17 protein-coding genes are annotated in these 18,355 nt (G+C 62.5%); 9 read left to right on the forward strand and 8 right to left on the reverse strand.

Annotated elements, in window-relative coordinates:
- Positions 1-118: 118 nt before the first annotated feature.
- On the reverse strand, positions 119-943 hold the full coding sequence (locus tag RRB22_05490; GenBank protein ID MDT8383848.1) for an arsenite methyltransferase: 825 nt from the start codon (positions 941-943) through the stop codon (positions 119-121).
- Between the two features lie 91 nt (positions 944-1,034).
- Complete coding sequence (locus RRB22_05495) at positions 1,035-1,397, reverse strand: metalloregulator ArsR/SmtB family transcription factor (GenBank protein ID MDT8383849.1); 363 nt, start codon at positions 1,395-1,397, stop codon at positions 1,035-1,037.
- A 130-nt stretch (positions 1,398-1,527) separates the two neighbouring features.
- Here RRB22_05495 and rep point away from each other — a divergent pair, with 130 nt between their 5' ends.
- Together rep and RRB22_05505 are read left to right on the forward strand one after the other, a co-directional pair.
- Positions 1,528-3,537: a DNA helicase Rep gene (gene rep / locus RRB22_05500; GenBank protein ID MDT8383850.1), complete on the forward strand. Its 2,010-nt coding sequence runs from the start codon at positions 1,528-1,530 to the stop codon at positions 3,535-3,537.
- Between the two features lie 155 nt (positions 3,538-3,692).
- Positions 3,693-4,283 (forward strand): thioredoxin fold domain-containing protein, encoded by a 591-nt coding sequence (locus RRB22_05505; protein MDT8383851.1) that lies wholly within the window; start codon positions 3,693-3,695, stop codon positions 4,281-4,283.
- 26 nt (positions 4,284-4,309) lie between these two features.
- Here the strand turns inward: RRB22_05505 and RRB22_05510 are convergent, their stop codons facing one another.
- Positions 4,310-5,053: a LytTR family DNA-binding domain-containing protein gene (locus tag RRB22_05510; GenBank protein MDT8383852.1), complete on the reverse strand. Its 744-nt coding sequence runs from the start codon at positions 5,051-5,053 to the stop codon at positions 4,310-4,312.
- Positions 5,050-6,183 (reverse strand): histidine kinase, encoded by a 1,134-nt coding sequence (locus tag RRB22_05515; GenBank protein ID MDT8383853.1) that lies wholly within the window; start codon positions 6,181-6,183, stop codon positions 5,050-5,052. The genes RRB22_05510 and RRB22_05515 overlap by 4 nt, the downstream gene beginning before the upstream one ends.
- Before the next feature lie 196 nt (positions 6,184-6,379).
- On the opposite strand from RRB22_05515, the gene argH reads away from it, so the two are divergent.
- The 3 genes from argH (at position 6,380) to RRB22_05530 (ending at position 10,465) form a co-directional block, all read left to right on the forward strand.
- Positions 6,380-7,771, forward strand: coding sequence for an argininosuccinate lyase (gene argH, locus RRB22_05520; GenBank protein ID MDT8383854.1), 1,392 nt, complete (start codon positions 6,380-6,382; stop codon positions 7,769-7,771).
- On the forward strand, positions 7,753-8,781 hold the full coding sequence (locus RRB22_05525; protein MDT8383855.1) for a DUF3187 family protein: 1,029 nt from the start codon (positions 7,753-7,755) through the stop codon (positions 8,779-8,781). The genes argH and RRB22_05525 overlap by 19 nt, the downstream gene beginning before the upstream one ends.
- Positions 8,782-9,190: 409 nt before the next feature.
- Complete coding sequence (locus tag RRB22_05530; protein MDT8383856.1) at positions 9,191-10,465, forward strand: DEAD/DEAH box helicase; 1,275 nt, start codon at positions 9,191-9,193, stop codon at positions 10,463-10,465.
- On the opposite strand, the gene dbpA is transcribed toward RRB22_05530, so the two are convergent.
- Positions 10,462-11,850, reverse strand: coding sequence for an ATP-dependent RNA helicase DbpA (gene dbpA / locus RRB22_05535; GenBank protein ID MDT8383857.1), 1,389 nt, complete (start codon positions 11,848-11,850; stop codon positions 10,462-10,464). The genes RRB22_05530 and dbpA overlap by 4 nt on opposite strands.
- Before the next feature lie 19 nt (positions 11,851-11,869).
- Positions 11,870-13,483 carry an ABC-F family ATPase gene (locus RRB22_05540; GenBank protein ID MDT8383858.1) on the reverse strand — a complete coding sequence of 538 codons (1,614 nt, stop codon included), beginning with the start codon at positions 13,481-13,483 and terminating at the stop codon, positions 11,870-11,872.
- Positions 13,484-13,850: 367 nt separating this feature from the next.
- Here RRB22_05540 and RRB22_05545 point away from each other — a divergent pair, with 367 nt between their 5' ends.
- Positions 13,851-14,783, forward strand: coding sequence for a PDC sensor domain-containing protein (locus RRB22_05545; GenBank protein MDT8383859.1), 933 nt, complete (start codon positions 13,851-13,853; stop codon positions 14,781-14,783).
- A 132-nt stretch (positions 14,784-14,915) separates the two neighbouring features.
- On the forward strand, positions 14,916-15,944 hold the full coding sequence (locus tag RRB22_05550) for a lipid A deacylase LpxR family protein (protein MDT8383860.1): 1,029 nt from the start codon (positions 14,916-14,918) through the stop codon (positions 15,942-15,944).
- 113 nt (positions 15,945-16,057) lie between these two features.
- Here the strand turns inward: RRB22_05550 and ampE are convergent, their stop codons facing one another.
- Complete coding sequence (gene ampE, locus RRB22_05555) at positions 16,058-17,032, reverse strand: regulatory signaling modulator protein AmpE (GenBank protein ID MDT8383861.1); 975 nt, start codon at positions 17,030-17,032, stop codon at positions 16,058-16,060.
- Positions 17,033-17,105: 73 nt separating this feature from the next.
- Positions 17,106-17,666: a 1,6-anhydro-N-acetylmuramyl-L-alanine amidase AmpD gene (ampD, locus tag RRB22_05560; GenBank protein ID MDT8383862.1), complete on the reverse strand. Its 561-nt coding sequence runs from the start codon at positions 17,664-17,666 to the stop codon at positions 17,106-17,108.
- Between the two features lie 86 nt (positions 17,667-17,752).
- Here ampD and RRB22_05565 point away from each other — a divergent pair, with 86 nt between their 5' ends.
- Positions 17,753-18,100, forward strand: coding sequence for a glutaredoxin family protein (locus RRB22_05565; protein ID MDT8383863.1), 348 nt, complete (start codon positions 17,753-17,755; stop codon positions 18,098-18,100).
- 17 nt (positions 18,101-18,117) lie between these two features.
- Positions 18,118-18,345, forward strand: a complete 228-nt coding sequence (locus RRB22_05570; GenBank protein MDT8383864.1) for a DUF2835 domain-containing protein — start codon at positions 18,118-18,120, stop codon at positions 18,343-18,345.
- The last annotated feature ends 10 nt before the right edge of the window (positions 18,346-18,355 follow it).

Genomic DNA, 18,355 nt, shown 5'->3' on the forward strand with positions numbered 1-18,355 from the left:
GCCGGTGTCCCTGTGCTGCGCCGAACCTGAGTCGCGGTATCAGTGAGTACAAAAAGGGTCCCGCCAAATATTATTGGTGGGGCCCTTTTTTGTAGTTAGGTCTGGGAGTGGTAGGCGCCTAGCAACAACACCCGCCGCCGGGTTTGATCGCCTCGATGGTGGCGGATAATACATAGTCCTCGACGCCCCGGTTAGGGGCCCAGTCCTTGATGAACGCCCGCGACTCATCTTTCGGCGCGATGTGAATCGCCTCAAAGCCGGCGGCGGCGATCATCTTTTCCAGTTCCTGCACCAGTTCCGCACCGGCCATGCAGCCGGCGTGCAGCAGGGGGTCGTTCTTCATGTCCTCCGGCATCTCGGCGCTGGCGACCACGTCAGAGATGGCCAGCCGACCGCCGGGCTTGAGGACGCGGAAGGCGTCACTGAAGACCTGGGCCTTGTTGGGCGACAGGTTGATGACGCAGTTGGAGATGATGACGTCGGCGCTGTTGTCGGCGATGGGCAGGTGCTCGATCTCGCCAAGCCGGAATTCGACCTGGGCATAGTGGCCCTTGAGCGCATTGGCCCGCGCCTTGCTGATCATGGCGGGGGTCATGTCCACGCCGATGACGTGGCCGCTGGCGCCGACCTCCTGAGCGGCGAGAAAGGCATCGAAGCCGCCGCCGCTGCCCAGATCCACCACGGTCTCGCCGGGCCGCAGGCCGGCAATGGCGCGGGGATTGCCGCAACCCAGACCCATGTCGGCACCGCTGGGCACGACATCCAGATCGCCCTGCGAGTAACCCATGCGGGTCGAGATGAGGGTGTTGATGGCGGTGTCATCAGAGACCCCGCAGCAGCTGGCCTCGACGCCGCAGCAGCTGCCGGCGTTGCTGGCCTCGGCGACCTCGGCGTAACTCTCGCGCACGTTCTGGCGGATGTCGTCGTGGGTTTTCTGGTCCATGTGATTCTCCTGATCGTTGTTCAATCTGTGATTTACTGTGGTGTCGCGTGTTGTGATTATTAGCAGGGTGTCGGCCGTTGTCAGCGCCGGGTCATTTGTCCGATTTATCCGCCACGGGCGGCGCGCCCGGCTGGAAAAACTGACTCAGGGCCTGCACCGTTTCGGCCTCGACCCAGCAATCCACGTGCTGGCCGCGACGCTCCATCTGGATCAGCCCGGCCCGGCTCAGTTCCTTGATGTGGTGCGAAAGGGTAGACGCCGCAATGTCCAGTCCGTTACCCAGATCGCCCACGCAATGGCGGGCGGCCTGTTCGGGGGAGCAGACCGTGCCCGGCGTGCAGCAGCCCAGCAGCTGCTGGAATATCCTCAGCCGATGCGGGTTGGACAGGGCCTTGAAGGCCTCGGCCAGGGTGGCGGCGTCCCCATTTAGGAGGCTCGTTAGATAATTCGACATGTTTCGAACTATAGTGCGGTGCGCCGTATGGGTCAAGGTGGCGCAGAATTTTTTTGCCCGGGCGTTTAAGCGCCACTGGCTTGGGGTAGAATAGCCGACTCCATTCCCCGTAGTTGGTCATTAGTCCCCGATGTTTGATCTCAACCCCCGTCAGAAAGAGGCCGTGCGTTATATCGATGGCCCGTTGCTGGTGCTGGCCGGCGCCGGTTCCGGCAAGACCCGCGTGATTACCCAGAAGATCGCGCACCTGGTACAGAACTGCGGTATCAAGGGCCACCACATCACCGCCGTGACCTTTACCAACAAGGCGGCGCGCGAGATGCAGGCGCGCATCGCCGGCGAGCTGGTGGCCAGGGAGCGGCGCGGCATGCGGGTCTCCACCTTCCACAATCTCGGCCTCAATATCCTCAAGCGCGAGGGCAAGGTGCTGGGGCTGCGCAAGGGTTTTTCCATCTACGACAGCCAGGATTCACAGGCCCTGATTAAGGAACTGATGCGGCGCGCCTTCGATGCCGACGAGCAGACCCAGGAGATGCAGTGGCAGATCTCCCACTGGAAAAATGACATGGTCAGCCCGGCGCAGGCCCAGCTGCTGGCCAACGGCGATCCCAGGCTGACGGCCGCCTCGATGCTGTTCGAGGAGTACGACCGTCACCTGCGGGCCTATAACGCGGTGGATTTCGATGACCTGATCGGCCTGCCCGCACAGCTGTTCAGTGACTATCCCGAGGTGCTGGATCGCTGGCAGAACCATATCCGCTATCTGCTGGTGGACGAATACCAGGACACCAATAGCGCCCAGTACCGCCTGGTGCAGAACCTGGTCGGGGTGCGCGGCGCGCTGACCGTGGTGGGTGATGACGACCAGTCCATCTACGCCTGGCGCGGTGCCCAGCCGGAGAATCTGGCCCTGCTGAAGGAGGACTTTCCCACCCTCAAGGTCATCAAGCTGGAGCAGAACTATCGCTCCAGCGGGCGTATCCTCAAGGCCGCCAACCAGCTCATCGGCAACAATCCGCACGTGTTTGAAAAACGGCTGTGGTCGGAGCTGGGTTACGGCGATCCCATCAAGGTGGTGCAGGCGCGCAATGAAGAGCACGAGGCCGAGCAGGTGGTGTCGCGCCTGCTGGCGCACAAATTCCAGCGCGGCGGTCGGTTCAGCGATTACGCCATTCTGTATCGCGGCAATCATCAGTCGCGGCTGTTTGAAAAGGGCCTGCGCGAGAACCAGCTGCCGTACCAGATCTCCGGCGGAGCCTCGTTTTTCTCCTATCAGGAGGTGAAGGACATCATGGCCTACCTGCGGCTGATGGTGAACCCGGATGACGACACGGCCTTTGTGCGCGTGGTCAACACCCCGCGCCGCGAGATCGGCCCGGCCACGCTGGAGAAGATCGCCACCTATGCCGGCAGCCGCGGGGTGAGCATGTGCGACGCCTGTGACGAGCTGGGGCTGGAAACGCAGTTGAGCTACCGGGCGATGACCCGGGTGCGGGAATTCATCAACTGGCTGAAGGCGAAGGCCGAGCTGGCCGAACGCGGTGACCCGGTGGCCGCGGTGCGCGAACTGATCAGCGATGTGCGTTACGAGGACTGGCTACTGGACGTCAGCAACGACCCAAAGACCGCCGAGCGGCGCATGGGCAATGTCAACGACCTGGTGGACTGGCTGGCGCGCATGGCGGAAAAGAGCGAGGACAATGCCAGCCTCGGCGAACTGGTGGCGCAGATGACGCTGATGGATATCCTGGAACGCAACGAGGAAGAGGCGCGAGATGACTGTATCTCGTTGATGACCCTGCATGCCGCCAAGGGGCTGGAATTCCCGCACGTGTTTATCGTCGGCATGGAGGAAAATCTGCTGCCCCATCACGCCAGCCTGGAGGCGGACGATGTAGAGGAGGAGCGCCGCCTGGCCTACGTCGGCATCACCCGGGCGCAGAAGACGCTGACCTTCACCATGGCCGCGCGGCGGCGCAAGCACGGCGAGGTGGTGGACTGCGAACCCAGCCGGTTTTTGACCGAGTTGCCCGAGGATGACCTGTCCTGGGAAGGCCGGGGCCATGAGGCGGACCCGGTGGAACAGCAGGAGCGCGGCCGGGCCCACCTGTCGAATCTGCGCGAGATGCTGGGCCAGTGAAGGGCCGATAACATGGGTGATCCTGCGGCGGCGATGCGGAATGCGGGCTATTCTCGGCGGTGCAAATAGATTTCTAGACGGGTGTCCAGGAAAATGGCCAGGGAACTAATGGTTTATGCCAGTGATCCTATTAACACCACTCAGGAGGGCATGACATGTCGTCTTTTCTATCATCTCTATCATCATCTCTACCGTCCAGCGACCTCACCCAGCCCCCCGGCAGGCGCCTGAGGCTGCGCCGGATCGCCATGCTGGGGATCGGCATCGTCTGCGCCGGCCTGGCCCTCGCCGCTGCCGCTGCTGACGATGAGTATGCTGATAGCGATACCGTGGCCGAGGCCTTGCGGGTGACGACGACGAAAGACCTGGCCGCGCTGGGTGCCCTGGCGCAGGAAAAGGGCGTGCCCATTCTGCTCATGTTCTCCACCGAGGACTGCGGCTACTGCAAGCGGCTGGAGGCCGAGGTGCTGGGGCCGATGCGCAAGGCGGGCGTGGATCCGCAACGCGTCATCCTGCGCAAGGTAATGCTGGACAGCTACGGTAGTCTGCGTGATTTTTCCGGCCACAAACGCAGTGCGGACAGTTTTGGTACGCGCCGTGGCATTGATGTCGTGCCCACCCTGGAGCTGGTGGATGCCAGCGGCAAGCCCCTGGTGCCCAAGATTGTCGGCTACCAGACTCCGGGCCTGTATGACGAGTATCTGGAACAGGCGATCGACGTCTCCCACTCCCTGTTAGGGCAATAGCCCGTCGCTGATTTTTTCACGGGCTCTCAGACCTTGCCCATTTCCTTCAGGCGCCGGCGTGTCGCGGCGACCATGCGGCGACTGACCTCGATCCGGTTATCGATGCTGCGAAAGCAGATGTGATAGCGGCCGTCACTGTCTTTTTCCAGGCCATCGATGTAGTTGACGGCCACCAGCGAGTTGCGGTGGACCCGCAAAAAGCGCTCACCGTACTCATCCTCCAGTGATTTCAGTGAATCATCGATCAGCAGCTGTCCCTCGGTGTGGTGTGCGGTGACATATTTCTGCTCGGCCTGGAAATAGAAGATATTCTCCGAGGGCACCAGCTGTAAATTGCCGCCCATGTAGGCGCTGATATGGCTGCGAGACTGGCTGACCGCTTCCTGCTTGCCCAGCTCCAGCAGCTGGGCGCGGTTGATTTTTTGCGCCTTCTTGAGCGCCTCTTCCAGGCGTTCGCGGCGAATAGGTTTGAGCAGGTAGTCCACGGCGTTGGCCTCGAAGGCGGCCAGGGCGTGTTCGCTGAAGGCGGTGGTGAAGATCACCGCCGGCGGATGGCGCAGTTGTGACAGGTGCAGCGCGGTTTCCAGTCCGCTCATCTCCGGCATGCGAATGTCCAGCAGCACAACATCGGGGTGCAGGACGCTGGAGCGCAGCAGCGCCTCCTTGCCGCTTTTGGCCTCGCCCACGATGTCGGCATGCAGCACATCCTGCAACAGCCGGTTCATGCGCGCGCGGGCCAGGGGTTCATCATCCACAATAAGTATTTTCATGCGTGGGCTGTCTCGGGGTGAGCGTCCGTCAGGCCGCGTTGAAAGGGAAAGATGAGGGTGATGATGTAATCGCTTGCATCTTCCTGCACGCTGAGCTTTCCGGACTCACCATAAATAGCGGCCAGCCGCTGGCGCACATTGTCCTGCGCGATCTGGTTGCCCTTTTTCTGCTCGTTGTTGTGTTGTGCGGGGCGCGGATTGCTGATGGAGATATAAATCTCCCGATCATACACGTGGCCATCAATGCCGATGGTGCCGCCGTTGCTCATCGGTTCGATGCCGTGGTAGATGGCGTTTTCCAGTAACGGTTGCAGGATCAGCCGGGGCACCGAGGCCTCGGCCGGAAGCTCGTCGATGCTCCAGCGCAGTTGCAGGCGCTCACCGAGACGCAACTTTTCGATATCGAGATAGCGCCGGGTCAGTTGCAGTTCGTCGGCGAGGGTGATGTACAGGCTGGCATCGGCCAGGTTGTTGCGAAACAGGTCGGCCAGATTTTCCACCGCCGCCTCCGCCTGGTCGGCGTCGATCTGGGTGAGGCTGGCGATGGTGTTGAGGCTGTTGAACAGAAAGTGCGGGCGAATCCGTGACTGTAATGCCTGTAACCGCGACTGGGCCTCGGCGCGTACATTCTGTTTCCATTGGAGCTGGATATAAAAATAACGCAGCACGATGGCGCTGACGATGGCGCTGATGCCGAGATTGCGCAGCAGCAGCTCCTGTTGCCAGTCGCTGGGTTGCCAGAAATTGGGCTGCCAGTTATCCAGCTGCACATAACCCCCCACCCAGAAGGCCAGCTCGGTGATCAGCAGGGTGGTCATCAATAACAGAAAGTAGCTTATCGTGGCGGCGCGGGTCTCCGACATGCGCGCCAGCCATGGGCGCGCCATGCACAGTACCGCCGCGCTGCTCAGCCCGACCCACTGTATAAACAGGGAGATGATGCTGAGGTCATTCCAGCGGCTGACAGCGGTTTGCGGGGGGGACAGGGTGAGCACGATGGCCAGCAGTTCGCTGATCACCACCACCGCAAACACCATGCGCACATTGCAGAAATCCGGCAGAAAAAAATTATCGCTGGCCTTGCTGGCTGGCGGCTGTGGCCGGGGTGCGGTGTCTGGGCGTTGGCTCATTGTCGGTCAGTCTATCGGAGTGTGGCCCGCATTGCAGTAGGGCCCAAGGTCATTATCGTCTATAATGCGCGGCATCTTGAGGACGCCGGTCGGAGTCTGTAGATTGGCTCGGCAAATGCCGTTCATGGACATGGCCGGCGATCTGGCGACGACACCCGCACCCACATAAGCAAATATAAAAAGGGCCATAACACCTATGAGCGATACCGTTGAAAAACCCTGGGGCGGGCGTTTCACCGAACCCACGGATGCCTTTGTGGAGGCCTTTACCGCCTCTGTGGGTTTTGACCAGCGCCTGTATGCGCACGATATCGCCGGTTCCATCGCCCACGCCAGCATGCTGGCGAAAGTGGGGGTGCTCACCGCGGCTGAACGCGATGCCATTCATGCGGGGCTGGAGACGATTCGCGGCGAGATCGAACGCGGTGAATTTCAGTGGTCGATCAGCCGTGAAGACGTGCACATGAATATCGAGGCGCGGCTGATCGAAAACATCGGCGAGGTCGGTAAAAAGCTGCACACCGGGCGCTCCCGCAACGATCAGGTGGCGACCGATATCCGCCTCTATCTGCGCGACGAGATCGGCACCATCATCGCCGAGCTGCGGCGCCTGCAAACCGCCCTGGTGGACCTGGCCGAGCAGGAGGCCGATACCATCATGCCCGGCTTTACCCATCTGCAAACCGCCCAGCCGGTGACCTTTGGCCACCACCTGCTGGCCTGGTTTGAAAACCTCAAACGCGATCATGGCCGGCTCAGCGACTGCGCCGGGCGCGTCAACGTGATGCCCCTGGGCGCCGCGGCCCTGGCGGGCACCTCCTATCCCATCGATCGCCACTACACGGCCGAGTTGCTGGGATTTGACGCCCCCGCGGAAAACTCGCTGGATGCGGTCAGTGACCGGGATTTCGCCATCGAATTTGTTGCCGCCGCCGCGCTGACCATGGTGCACCTCTCCCGCTTCTCCGAGGAATTGATCCTGTGGGCCTCGGCGCAGTTTGCCTTTATCGAGCTGGGCGACAGCTTCTGCACCGGCTCATCCATCATGCCGCAGAAGAAGAATCCGGATGTGCCCGAGCTGATCCGGGGCAAGGCCGGGCGTGTTACCGGCAATCTCATGAGCCTGCTGATGTTGATGAAGGGCCAGCCGCTGGCCTACAACAAGGACAACCAGGAGGACAAGGAACCCCTGTTCGACACGGTGGACAACCTGCGCGCCAGCCTGCGGGTGTTTGCCGACATGATCCCCGCGATCAGTCCCAGACGCGACAATATGCGCGAGGCGGCGCGGCGGGGGTTCTCCACCGCCACCGATCTGGCCGACTATCTGGTGCGCCAGGGGGTGGCGTTCCGTGATGCCCACGAGGTGGTGGGCAAGGCCGTGCGCCTGGGGGTAGAGACGGGGCGCGACCTGTCGGAGATGGCGCTGGAGGAATTGCAGGGCTTTTCCGCCCATATCCAGGCCGACGTGTTTGAGGTGCTGACCCTGGAAGGTTCGGTCGCCGCGCGCGACCATCTGGGCGGGACCGCGCCGGCACAGGTGCGCGCCGCGGTGCAGCGTGCGCGTGCGTGGCTGGCGGCAGACTGAGGGCCTGCGGAAAAACCGCCGGCCTGCTGTGGCCGGCAGTTTGCGTCGTCCTATTCCCCACGTTCCCCGCGCCCCTCGCGGCGCAGCCGCTCAGCCCGTTTTTCAGTTTCAACCAGAGCCCCATCATCCAGATCCACGGCCTGCCGGCGATCGATAACGCCCGCGTGCTGGACGAGGCACAGGCGCGTTATCGCCTGGTGCACGATCTGGCCAACAACTACACCTTCCGGCAAACGGCCGATGAGGCGCTGCTGTTCGACGGCGAGACCAGCCGCACCACCTTTGTCTATGCGCGCGGCATCGGCGGGGGTTGGGAGTGGGGTATGCAGATCCCCTATGTGCGCCATGCCGGCGGCTCGCTGGACGCCTTCATCGAGGACTGGCACGACACCTTTTTCCTGCCCCAGGGGGGGCGCGATACCGCCCCCCGCAATCGACTCACCTATTCCTATCAGCGCAACGGCGTGACCGAGCTGCTGCTGAACGAGCCGGTGTCGGGCATCGGGGATCTGCGCCTGACCCTGGGCAGGCAGTGGTCGCCGCCGGGGGCCCCCACCCGCGTGGCGCTGCGCGGTGCCCTGAGCCTGCCCAGCGGCGACAGCGCCGAGCTGCGCGGCAGCGGGGCGGTGGATGCCGCGCTGTGGGCCAGCGCCGACCGGGCACGGTCGTGGTGGGGCCTCGCCGGCAGCCTGTATGGCGGTGGTGGCCTGTTATGGATGGGTGACGGCGAGGTGCTGGCCGACCAGCAGCGTCGCCTCGCGGCCTTTGGCAGCCTGGGCGCGGGCGCGCGGCTGCGGCCGTGGCTGGCGCTGAAGCTACAGCTCGACCTGCACAGCCCGCTGTATGACCACAGCGGACTGGTGCAGGTCAACGCCGCCGCCGTGCAGCTGCTCATGGGCGGTGAGCTCCAGCTGGGCCGCAACACCCGGCTGGAACTGATGGTGGGCGAAGACCCCACCGTGCACGCCTCGCCGGATGTGGTGTTTCACCTGGGGCTGGTGGTGGAATAATCGCCTCAGAGCCTGTGAAAAATTCGACGGCCGTAGCGAGGGCGTCGATTTGCGAGCGAAACAAGGCGCGCTACGCGAAAACAAGGGAGTTTGGTGGACCAAATAACCGCCGTTTTCGCGTAGCGCAACGCCGTTGCAGCCGCACCGTTTCGTCAGGAACGAAACGGGACTGCGTCAGTAGCCCGCAGGGTGCAGGCCAAGGATGGCCTGCATCAAAGCGGCGTCCGCAGTAGGCTGGCGATTTTTTCACAGGCTCTCAGTGGAGTCCGCCCGCCGCATGGCAGCGACCCGCGAGTTGCGCTAAACTCGGCGGCCGCCGGCCGGAGGGGTTGGGGCCGTTCCCGGCTGCTCTTTCGCTTGCGCAGCCCATTCATCCTGAATCCGACAGACTCCAGAGACCTTCCTATCTATGTCTACGCATTTTGCCGACCTGGGACTATCCGCCCCCCTCCTTAAGGCCGTTGCCGAAAAGGGCTACGACACCCCGACCCCGATCCAGCTCGAGGCGATTCCCGCCGTGCTGCAGGGCCGGGATGTGATGGCGGCCGCGCAGACCGGTACCGGCAAGACGGCGGGTTTTACCCTGCCCATTCTGGAATTGCTGTCGAGGGGCGAACGTGCCCCGGCCAACCAGGCGCGCGCCCTGGTGTTGACGCCGACCCGCGAGCTGGCCGCCCAGGTGGGCGAGAGTGTGGCGACCTACAGCCGACATCTGGCGCTGCGTTCCGCGGTGGTGTTTGGCGGCGTGAAGATCAATCCGCAGATGATGCAGCTGCGCAAGGGGGTCGACGTGCTGGTCGCCACCCCCGGACGGCTGCTGGACCTGTATCAGCAGCGGGCGGTGCGTTTCGATCGGCTGGAGGTGCTGGTGCTGGACGAGGCCGATCGCATGCTGGACATGGGATTTATCCACGACATCCGCAGGATTCTCGCCGCCCTGCCCGCGCGTCGGCAGAACCTGATGTTCTCGGCGACCTTCTCCACAGAGGTGCGCAGCCTGGCCAAGGGCATGGTGCAGCAGCCGCTGGAGATCGCCGTCAGCCCCCGCCAGACCACGGCGACCACGGTCGAGCAGTGGATCTGCCCGGTCGACAAGAAACAGAAGCCCGCCCTGCTGGCCCAGCTCATCCTCGACAACGACTGGCAGCAGGTGCTGGTGTTTGCTCGCACCAAGCACGGCGCCGACCGCCTGACCCGTTACCTGATGGAGCGGGGGATTCGGGCGGCGGCGATCCACGGCAACAAGAGTCAGGGGGCGCGCAGCCGGGCGCTGGCCGATTTCAAACAGGGCAAGATCCGCATCCTGGTGGCCACGGATATCGCGGCCCGCGGTCTGGACATCAGCCAGCTGCCGCAGGTGGTGAATTTCGACCTGCCCAACGTGGCCGAGGACTATGTGCACCGCATCGGCCGTACCGGCCGCGCCGGGGCCGCCGGCAAGGCGGTGTCGCTGGTGAGCGCGGACGAATTCAAGCAGCTGTCGGACATTGAACGGCTGATCCGGCAGCTGTTGCCGCGCCGCCTGGTGGACGGCTTTGAACCCGTGCATGATGTGCCGCCCTCGCGGCTGGATACGCGGCCGATCAAACCGAAACGGCCGAAGAAGCCCAAGCCAGGGCATCGGGATGGCCAGCGTTCGGCCGAGGTCGCGCGCGGGCACCGAGCGGTGCGGAAAAAGCGCTAGACCTGAATCTGCCGCACCCTGAACGAACGCCCCTTGAGCTTGCCGTCGGTCAATTTTCTGAGCGCGGTGCGGGCGGCGGTTCGCTGCACCGCCACGAAGGCCCAGTTATCCGCCAGCATGATCTTGCCGACCTGGTCGCCGTCGATGCCCTTTTCGCCGGTGAGCGCGCCGAGGATATCGCCCGCCCGCAGCTTCTGTTTTTTGCCGCCGTCAATCTGCAGGGTCACCATGCTGGCCGGGTAGGCGGGCGTGTCCAGCAGCTCCAGCGGCGGCAGGCCCTGGGGGTCGATGGCATGGCCCAGATAGTCTGCCAGCAGGGCCAGCCGGTAGCTTTCCTGCTCGGTGTACAGGGTGCAGGCCAGGCCCTTGTTGCCGGCCCGGCCGGTGCGGCCGATGCGGTGCACGTGTACCTCGGTATCGTGGGCGAGCTGGTAGTTGATCACCGCATCCAGGGCGTCGATGTCCAGGCCGCGGGCGGCGACATCCGTGGCCACCAGTACCGAGGCGCTGTGGTTGGTGAATCGCACCAGGGTCTGGTCGCGGTCACGCTGCTCCATATCGCCGTGCAGGGCCAGGGCGCTGAAGCCATGGGCGATGAGCTCGTCCGCCAGCTGCTGGGTTTCGCGCTTGGTGTTGCAGAATACCAGGCTGGATGTGGGCCGATGCTGTAGCAGCAACAGGCGCACGGCGGTCAGCCGCGCCGGCTCGTCGTCGAGTTTATAGAAGCGCTGCTCAATGCTGCTTGCATCATGGCTGGCGGTGGCCTGCGCCATCACCGGCTGGTGCATGATGCGCGCGGCAATTGACTGGATCTTTTCCGGGTAGGTGGCGCTGAACAGCAGGGTCTGACGGCGGGCGGGGGTCTGCGCGATGATGGCATCCAGGCTTTCCTGAAAGCCCATGTCCAGCATGCGATCCGCCTCGTCCAGCACCAGGATCTTCAGTCGCTCCAGCACCAGGGTGCCCTTGCGCAGGTGTTCCTCGATGCGCCCGGGAGTGCCGACCACGATATGCGCGCCGTGTTCCAGCGAGCCGACCTGGGGGCCGAAGGGCATGCCGCCGCACAGCGTCAGCACCTTGATGTTCTGAATGCCGCGGGCCAGACGGCGCAGCTCTCTGGACACCTGGTCGGCCAGCTCGCGGGTGGGACACAGCACCAGGGATTGCACGCGGAACTGTTTCGGGTTGAGCGCCGCCAGCAGCCCCAGACCGTAGGCCGCAGTCTTGCCCGAGCCGGTCTTGCCCTGCGCGATGGTATCCTTGCCGGCCAGAATCGGCGGCAGACTCTGCGCCTGGATGGGGGTCATCGTCGCGTACCCCAGCGAGGCGAGGTTTTCCAGTAACGCAGCGCCCAGCGGGAGCGAGGAAAAGTCGGTGGGGTTCATGCTGGCGAGCCGCGAGAGGTCAGGCGCTGATCCTGCCATTGGCGGATGGCGCGGCCTTGCTGCGCAGGTAGTCTTCATAGTCGCCGTGGATGTCGTTGATGCCGGTCGGCGTCAGCTCGATAATGCGGGTGGCCAATGAAGACACGAACTCGCGGTCATGGCTAACGAAAATTAGCGTGCCTGGATAGTTCTCCAGCGCCAGGTTGAGCGCCTCGATGGATTCCATGTCCAGATGGTTGGTGGGTTCATCCATTACCAGGATATTGGGGCGCTTCAGCATCAGTTTGCCAAACAGCATGCGACCCTGTTCGCCACCGGAAATGATCTTCACCGATTTGTTGATGTCGTCCTGGGAAAATAATAAACGCCCGAGCGTGCCGCGAATGATCTGCTCGTCATCGCTGTCCTTGCCCCAGTCGTCCATCCAGTCATAGAGGGTCTTGTCTTGCGCAAAGTCGGCGGCGTGGTCCTGTGCGTAATAACCGATCTCGGCATTTTCCGACCATTTCACCTTGCCCGCGTTGGGTTGCAGATCGCCGACCAGACATTTCAGCAGGGTCGACTTGCCGATACCGTTGGGGCCGATCACGGCAACCCGCTCGCCTACCTCGACGGTGAGGTTGAGTCCGGAAAACAGTTCTTCATCGAAGTGTTTGCTCAGGCCTTCTACCTCCAGGGCCAGGCGGTGTAATTTCTTGTCCTGTTCAAAGCGGATGAAGGGGCTCTGGCGGCTGGAGGGTTTTACCTCCGTCAGCTGGATCTTGTCGATCTGCTTGGCCCGCGAGGTCGCCTGCTTTGACTTGGAGGCATTGGCCGAGAAGCGGCTGACGAAGGCCTTGAGGTCGGCAATCTGGGCGCTCTTCTTGGCATTGTCCGCGGCCAGTTGTTCGTTCACCTGGGTCGCGGCGGTCATGTAGGCATCGTAGGAGCCGGGATAGATGCGCAGCTCACCGTAATCCAGATCCGCCATGTGGGTGCAGACGCTGTTGAGGAAATGACGATCATGGGAAATGATGATCATGGTGCAGTTGCGTTCGTTTAACACACCCTCCAGCCAGCCGATGGTGTTGATGTCCAGATTGTTGGTGGGCTCGTCCAGCAGCATGATGTCGGGTTCGGCAAACAGCACCTGGGCCAGCAGCACGCGCAATTTCCAGCCCGGGGCGATCTCGCTCATCGGTCCAAAGTGCTGCTCCACGGGGATGCCCACGCCCAGCAGCAACTCGCCGGCGCGCGCCTCGGCAGTGTAGCCGTCCATTTCGGCGAAGTCGTGCTCCAGCTCGGCGGCCCGCATGCCATCTTCCTCGGACATCTCCGGGTTGGCGTAGATCGCATCGCGTTCGGCCTTTACCTTCCATAAATCCTCGTGACCCATGATCACGGTATCCACTACGCTGAACTGCTCGTAGGCAAACTGGTCCTGTTTCAGCTTGCCGATGCGCTCGTTGGGATCCTTGGAGACATTGCCCGAGGTGGGTTCGAGGTCGCCCCCCAGGATCTTCATGAAGGTGGATTTACCGCAGCCATTGGCGCCGATCAGGCCATAGCGGTTGCCGTCGCCGAACTTGACGGAGACGTCCTCAAATAATGGCTTGGCGCCAAACTGCATAGTGATATTCGCTGAAGCTAACAAGGTCTTATTCCTACCGGGATTGTTGATGGAGATGATTAATGGCCGCAGACTCGCCGCGGCTGTCGTCAGGCGGTGGGGTCCGGTCTGTGGAACATCCGCAGAACAGCCCGTAGAGCAAAAACGCAGCGACGAGGTGAAAATGTGGCGCGCAGTATGCCATAAATGGATAAAAACTGTGCATATATTAACGGGCGGGCGGCTGCCGGGCCGACGCTTTGCCGCCCAGGGTCGCCCGATTGCGCTACTCTGGGTCTTACAGCAGCCCTGCGAACCATCGTTTACCGGGGCATTGGAAAAGAGTGGAAAGGGGAGTCAGACACGCGTGCACACATCCTGGAAAGACAGCATCCGCAAACAGCGGGCGGTAGTGTATGGCCTGCTCGAGGAGCCGGTGCAGCGGGCCGCCCTGGCCTGCGAGCAGGCCTGGCCTGGGCGGGAGGCGCTGACCCAGGTGCTGTTGTCCCGGTTTGAGACCATCCCCTATTGCACCTACCTGTATGTGGTGGACCTGCAGGGCGTCCAGCTATCGGATAACGTCGGCAGCGCGGGGCGCATGCCCGGACACTTCGGCCGTGACCGCGCGCCGCGCCCCTACATGAAAGAGGTGCGCGCGGATCGGGACTATGTGCTTTCCGAGGCCTATATCAGCCTGTCGGCCCGCCGTCCCTCGCTGACTGCCCTGCACACGCTCTATCGGGAGGGAGCGGCGGTGGGTTATCTGGGGGTCGATCTCGATCTGCGCAACCTGCCCTCCATGGGCGAGCTGTATGAAGAGCCGTCGAAATGGCAGCAGCTCAAGGGCGATCCCTCGATCCGCGGCACGGTCTTCCAGCAGACCCGGGTGGAGAGCCTGCTGGATAAACATATCGATCAGGCGGTGTCGATTCTGGAAGAACTGGTGGTCGCCCACGGCGTGTTTCAGTGCGTGCTGCACTTTTCCAGCAGCCGGGCGACGGTGTGGACCATGGACGACCCCTATCGTTATCGCATCCTGCAGGGCGACGCCTTTTCCGACCCCAACGTCTGCCTGGCCTATCCGCGCCGGGACTATCCGCAGGACGCCCTCATCCCCTGCGAACAGATCAGCGCGGTGCTGGGCGGATTACAGGCACTGCGCTTTGCCGACGACACCATCTACCTGCGCTCGGCCTCACTGAACATCTTCAACGGCCTGGTCAGCCTGACCTTCTCCTGTGATGGGTCTCACTACCTGCCGTATGCGGAGTTTCTCGACAAGGATGCCGCGTTCTGGTTCGGCCGGGAGGGTGCGGGAGAGGGGATTGCCGGCGAGCCGGTCTGAAGCCCGGGCCGGACGTAATTAGAAGAAGCCTTATTTAATTCCTGAATCCGTGGCTTAAATGCGGAGCCAGGCACTGCATTTAAACCACGGATTCAGGTTAATCTTTTGCCGGGATCAACAGGCCTGTTGACTATGCAAACACTCAAGTTTGTTTATCTATTGTTATGTCTGATCGCCACGCCTGGCCTGGCTCAGCTCCTGCCTGAGGATCAGTGGGGGGCTGGGCTGTATCTCGATCAGGATCTGGCGGTGCCGTTTCTCAATGAGGACCGCGACTACACCATGGGGATAGCCGCCGAGTTTTTCTGGCAGGACAAAAAGACCGGCCTCTACCCGCTGGACGGTGCCGTGGAACGCATCGGTCTCTGGATGGGCTTGCACGCAAAACAGGACACGATCGTGCGCAGTTTTATGCTCGGTTCCGTCACCTATACACCGAAGGACCTGTCCGACCCGAACCCGATCTATAATGACCGGCCGTATGCCTCGCTGTTTTACCTCACTAATAAACGGGTGCGGGTCAACCGGGAAAACGCCGTCGGGGTTGAGCTCCAGCTGGGGCTGCTGGGCGCGGACCTGGCCGACGATGTGCAGACCGCGCTGCACCGTTTGTGGCGCGATGCCGCTGACAGCGACCGACCCGTGGACCCCCAGGGCTGGGGTCACCAGATCTCACAGGGCGGCGAACTCACCCTGCGGGCCCGGCTCAGCAATTCACAGCTACTGTTTGAAGAGCATAACAACTGGGACATCGCCAGCGCGGGCAGTCTGACGCTGGGCTATCAGACCAACCTCAGCCTGGGGCTCTCGGCCCGCGTCGGTCGGCTTGCCAGCCCCTCCTGGACGCTGCCGTTTGACCCGGTCAATCGCGGCAATTTCCTGCCCTCGCTGGCCGGCACTGAATGGTACGGCTGGGCCGTGTATCGCCTGCGACTGGTGGGCTACGACGCCTTCCTGCAGGGCCAGTTCCGCGACAGCGAAGTCACCTTCCGCTGGAACGAGATCGAACCCATCCTGCATGAGGGCGGCCTTGGCTTTACCTTCACCTACCAGCCCCTGCAGTTCACGCTGGCGGTGAATGCCAAATCGCCTGAGCTGAAGCATGGCCTCAATCACCGTAACCACTACTGGGGCGGCCTGTACATGGTGTATCGGTTTTAGCGGGATCGTAGGAAGTCTACAGGTGCAGCCGGAGAAACAGAGGAGGCGCTGGACGCAGTGCCTGAGCATGTCGCGTTATGTCTCTGCCTCTGTCGTGGTCGTGTCGCCGACGCTCAGCTGGCCCATCCGGCCAGGGTCATGATGGCCAGCAGGGTGATCCAGGCGACCAGGCTGCGCCCGCAGAGGCCGAGGGTTTCACGTATCGCGGTGTTGTCCTGGGGTGGCCGGGTGTCGAATTGCAGGGCGGCCATGCCGATGCGCAACAGCAGGCGATGGGTTTCGGGGAGGGCGTCTGATGCTGGTGCTGTTTGTTCCACCGTTTGTAACGGTAAGGATTCGGCTGGCGTTGCCAGCGGTTCCGCGATCGCTTCATTAAAGCGATTCTGCCAGGCGTGCAGGGCGTGCACAAAACTGCCCATGATGGCGTAGCTGAATGCGGTGAGATGGCTGGGTATCCAGCTGAGCAGATGGTGCAGGCGGGTGACGGTATGGTTGAATTCGCGGCGGTCGCTAGTTGTCGTTTGAGTGTTCGGGTCGTCGATCGCGGGGGGCAGCAGCGCCAGGGTGAGCCGGTACAGTACGGCACCCATGGGACCGAGCACCACAAACCAGAACAGTACGGCCAGCACCCGGTCGTGGGTGAGGATAAGGATGGTCTCGATCAGGCGCTGGATGCGTGTTTGCTCATCCGCAGGCGCGTTGTGGTGGCCGTGTCCGCCGGCCTGCAGCACCGCTGTCAGGGCCCTTTCTGCGCTTTCGGGGTCGTCGTTGTCGATGGCCTCCAGATACTCGTTGACGCGGCGGTGTTCGTCGGCAGGGCCAAGGCAATAGGTGAGCACGATGACGCTGAACAGAAACCCCAGCAGGGCCAGCAGCTCATTGAGAAAATGTTGCAGGGCGGCGATGCCGACGACGGGCAGCAGGACGATGATCAGCAGGCTGGGGACGCCCTGCCATTTTTCATGGTGCTCGAAGCGGGATCGAACCCATAACTGGTAATGGTCAAACCAGGCCAGGCTGCGCAGCCCATTGAGGGTAGGCAGTAATTTTTCCAGGGTGAGGCTGATCAGTATTGCAAGCAGGAACATGGTGACTGACTACTCTCTGTTGTGATGCTACCCATCATAGCGGAATTTCGCGGTCGGGGTCGGGTTGTCGGGGTTAGAGCGACGGGTCTTCCAGCAGTTGCCACAGCCGTGCCCAGTCGAAATGGGGACCGGGGTCGGTTTTGCGGCCGGGGGCGATGTCGCTGTGGCCGATGATGTGCTCGCGGCTGATCCTGGGGTAGGTCTGCATCAGCGCCTGGGTGAGTTGGGCGAGGCGTTGGTACTGGATGGCCTCGAAGGGGTGGTCGTCGCCGCCTTCCAGTTCGATGCCGATGGAAAAATCGTTGCAGCGTTCGCGGCCCTGAAAGGTGGATTTTCCCGCATGCCAGGCCCGTTGCTGGAAGGGGACATATTGCACGATTTCGCCGTCGCGACGGATCAGCGCATGGGCGGAGACGCTCAGGCCGCAGATCTCGGCGAAATCGGCATGGGCGCCGGCATCGAGCCGGTTGCAGAACAGGTCATCGATCCAGGGGCCGCCGAATTGTCCAGCGGGCAGGCTGATGGCGTGGATCACCAGCAGATCGACGCCGCAGTCTTGCGGGCGCGCATCGTAGTTGGGCGAGGGCCGTTGTCGGGCATCGCTGAGCAGGCCGGTGTTGGGATCGATATGCATAATGAAAATGTCTGTCCGTCGGGCTAGTATTACGGCTCGTTTTTCCTGTCGTGATCGATGACATTGTAATCCATGACGAGTCCACAATGAAAAAGACCTTGATCAGTCTGGCGGTAATGGTTGCGCTGGTCGGCGTGTTGGCGCTGAACTGGGGTGCCGTGCATGAGCTGCTGGTGGCGCGCCCCAATTTCGCGGCGCTGCATGCGGAGCCGGTGGTGCTGTATGGCACCAGCTGGTGCGGCAACTGCAAAATGACCCGCGCCTATCTGCGCCGCAACGGCATCGCCTTTTTCGAATACGATGTGGAAAAGTCCGTCGAGGGGCAACGTCAGTTCAAGGCCCTGCAGGGCAATGGCGTGCCGCTCTTGCTGGTGAACAACAATGTGCTGCGGGGTTTTGATCCGGCGGCGATTGAAAAGGCCTTGCGCCAGTAATCCGGATGGTGGCGCCGATGCATGAATACCGCTTTCATCTGGCCATTCCGGCCGAAGAATATCTCGCCTATTACGAGGGTGTAATGCGCGCCGTGGTGGTGAGCCTGGCCAGCGGGCAGCGGCTGCAATTCCCGGCCGAAAGCCTGCGGCCCTTTGTCTCGCGCGAGGGGGTGTACGGCGAATTTGTCATGCGTGTGGATGGGCAGAATCGTTTGCAGGGCATCGAGCGCGTGATGCGCAAATAGTGGCGCGGGG

This window comes from Gammaproteobacteria bacterium (genome assembly GCA_032250735.1).
Taxonomy (GTDB): Bacteria; Pseudomonadota; Gammaproteobacteria; order SZUA-152; family SZUA-152; genus SZUA-152.

Excerpts from the sequence above, each read along its gene's own strand:
- RRB22_05490 (MDT8383848.1), bottom strand. The coding sequence starts at position 943 with ATGGACCAGAAAACCCACGACGACATCCGCCAGAACGTGCGCGAGAGT.
- RRB22_05495 (MDT8383849.1), bottom strand. The coding sequence starts at position 1,397 with ATGTCGAATTATCTAACGAGCCTCCTAAATGGGGACGCCGCCACCCTG.
- rep (MDT8383850.1), top strand. The coding sequence starts at position 1,528 with ATGTTTGATCTCAACCCCCGTCAGAAAGAGGCCGTGCGTTATATCGAT.
- RRB22_05505 (MDT8383851.1), top strand. The coding sequence starts at position 3,693 with ATGTCGTCTTTTCTATCATCTCTATCATCATCTCTACCGTCCAGCGAC.
- RRB22_05510 (MDT8383852.1), bottom strand. The coding sequence starts at position 5,053 with ATGAAAATACTTATTGTGGATGATGAACCCCTGGCCCGCGCGCGCATG.
- RRB22_05515 (MDT8383853.1), bottom strand. The coding sequence starts at position 6,183 with ATGAGCCAACGCCCAGACACCGCACCCCGGCCACAGCCGCCAGCCAGC.
- argH (MDT8383854.1), top strand. The coding sequence starts at position 6,380 with ATGAGCGATACCGTTGAAAAACCCTGGGGCGGGCGTTTCACCGAACCC.
- RRB22_05530 (MDT8383856.1), top strand. The coding sequence starts at position 9,191 with ATGTCTACGCATTTTGCCGACCTGGGACTATCCGCCCCCCTCCTTAAG.
- dbpA (MDT8383857.1), bottom strand. The coding sequence starts at position 11,850 with ATGAACCCCACCGACTTTTCCTCGCTCCCGCTGGGCGCTGCGTTACTG.
- RRB22_05550 (MDT8383860.1), top strand. The coding sequence starts at position 14,916 with ATGCAAACACTCAAGTTTGTTTATCTATTGTTATGTCTGATCGCCACG.
- ampE (MDT8383861.1), bottom strand. The coding sequence starts at position 17,032 with ATGTTCCTGCTTGCAATACTGATCAGCCTCACCCTGGAAAAATTACTG.
- ampD (MDT8383862.1), bottom strand. The coding sequence starts at position 17,666 with ATGCATATCGATCCCAACACCGGCCTGCTCAGCGATGCCCGACAACGG.
- RRB22_05565 (MDT8383863.1), top strand. The coding sequence starts at position 17,753 with ATGAAAAAGACCTTGATCAGTCTGGCGGTAATGGTTGCGCTGGTCGGC.
- RRB22_05570 (MDT8383864.1), top strand. The coding sequence starts at position 18,118 with ATGCATGAATACCGCTTTCATCTGGCCATTCCGGCCGAAGAATATCTC.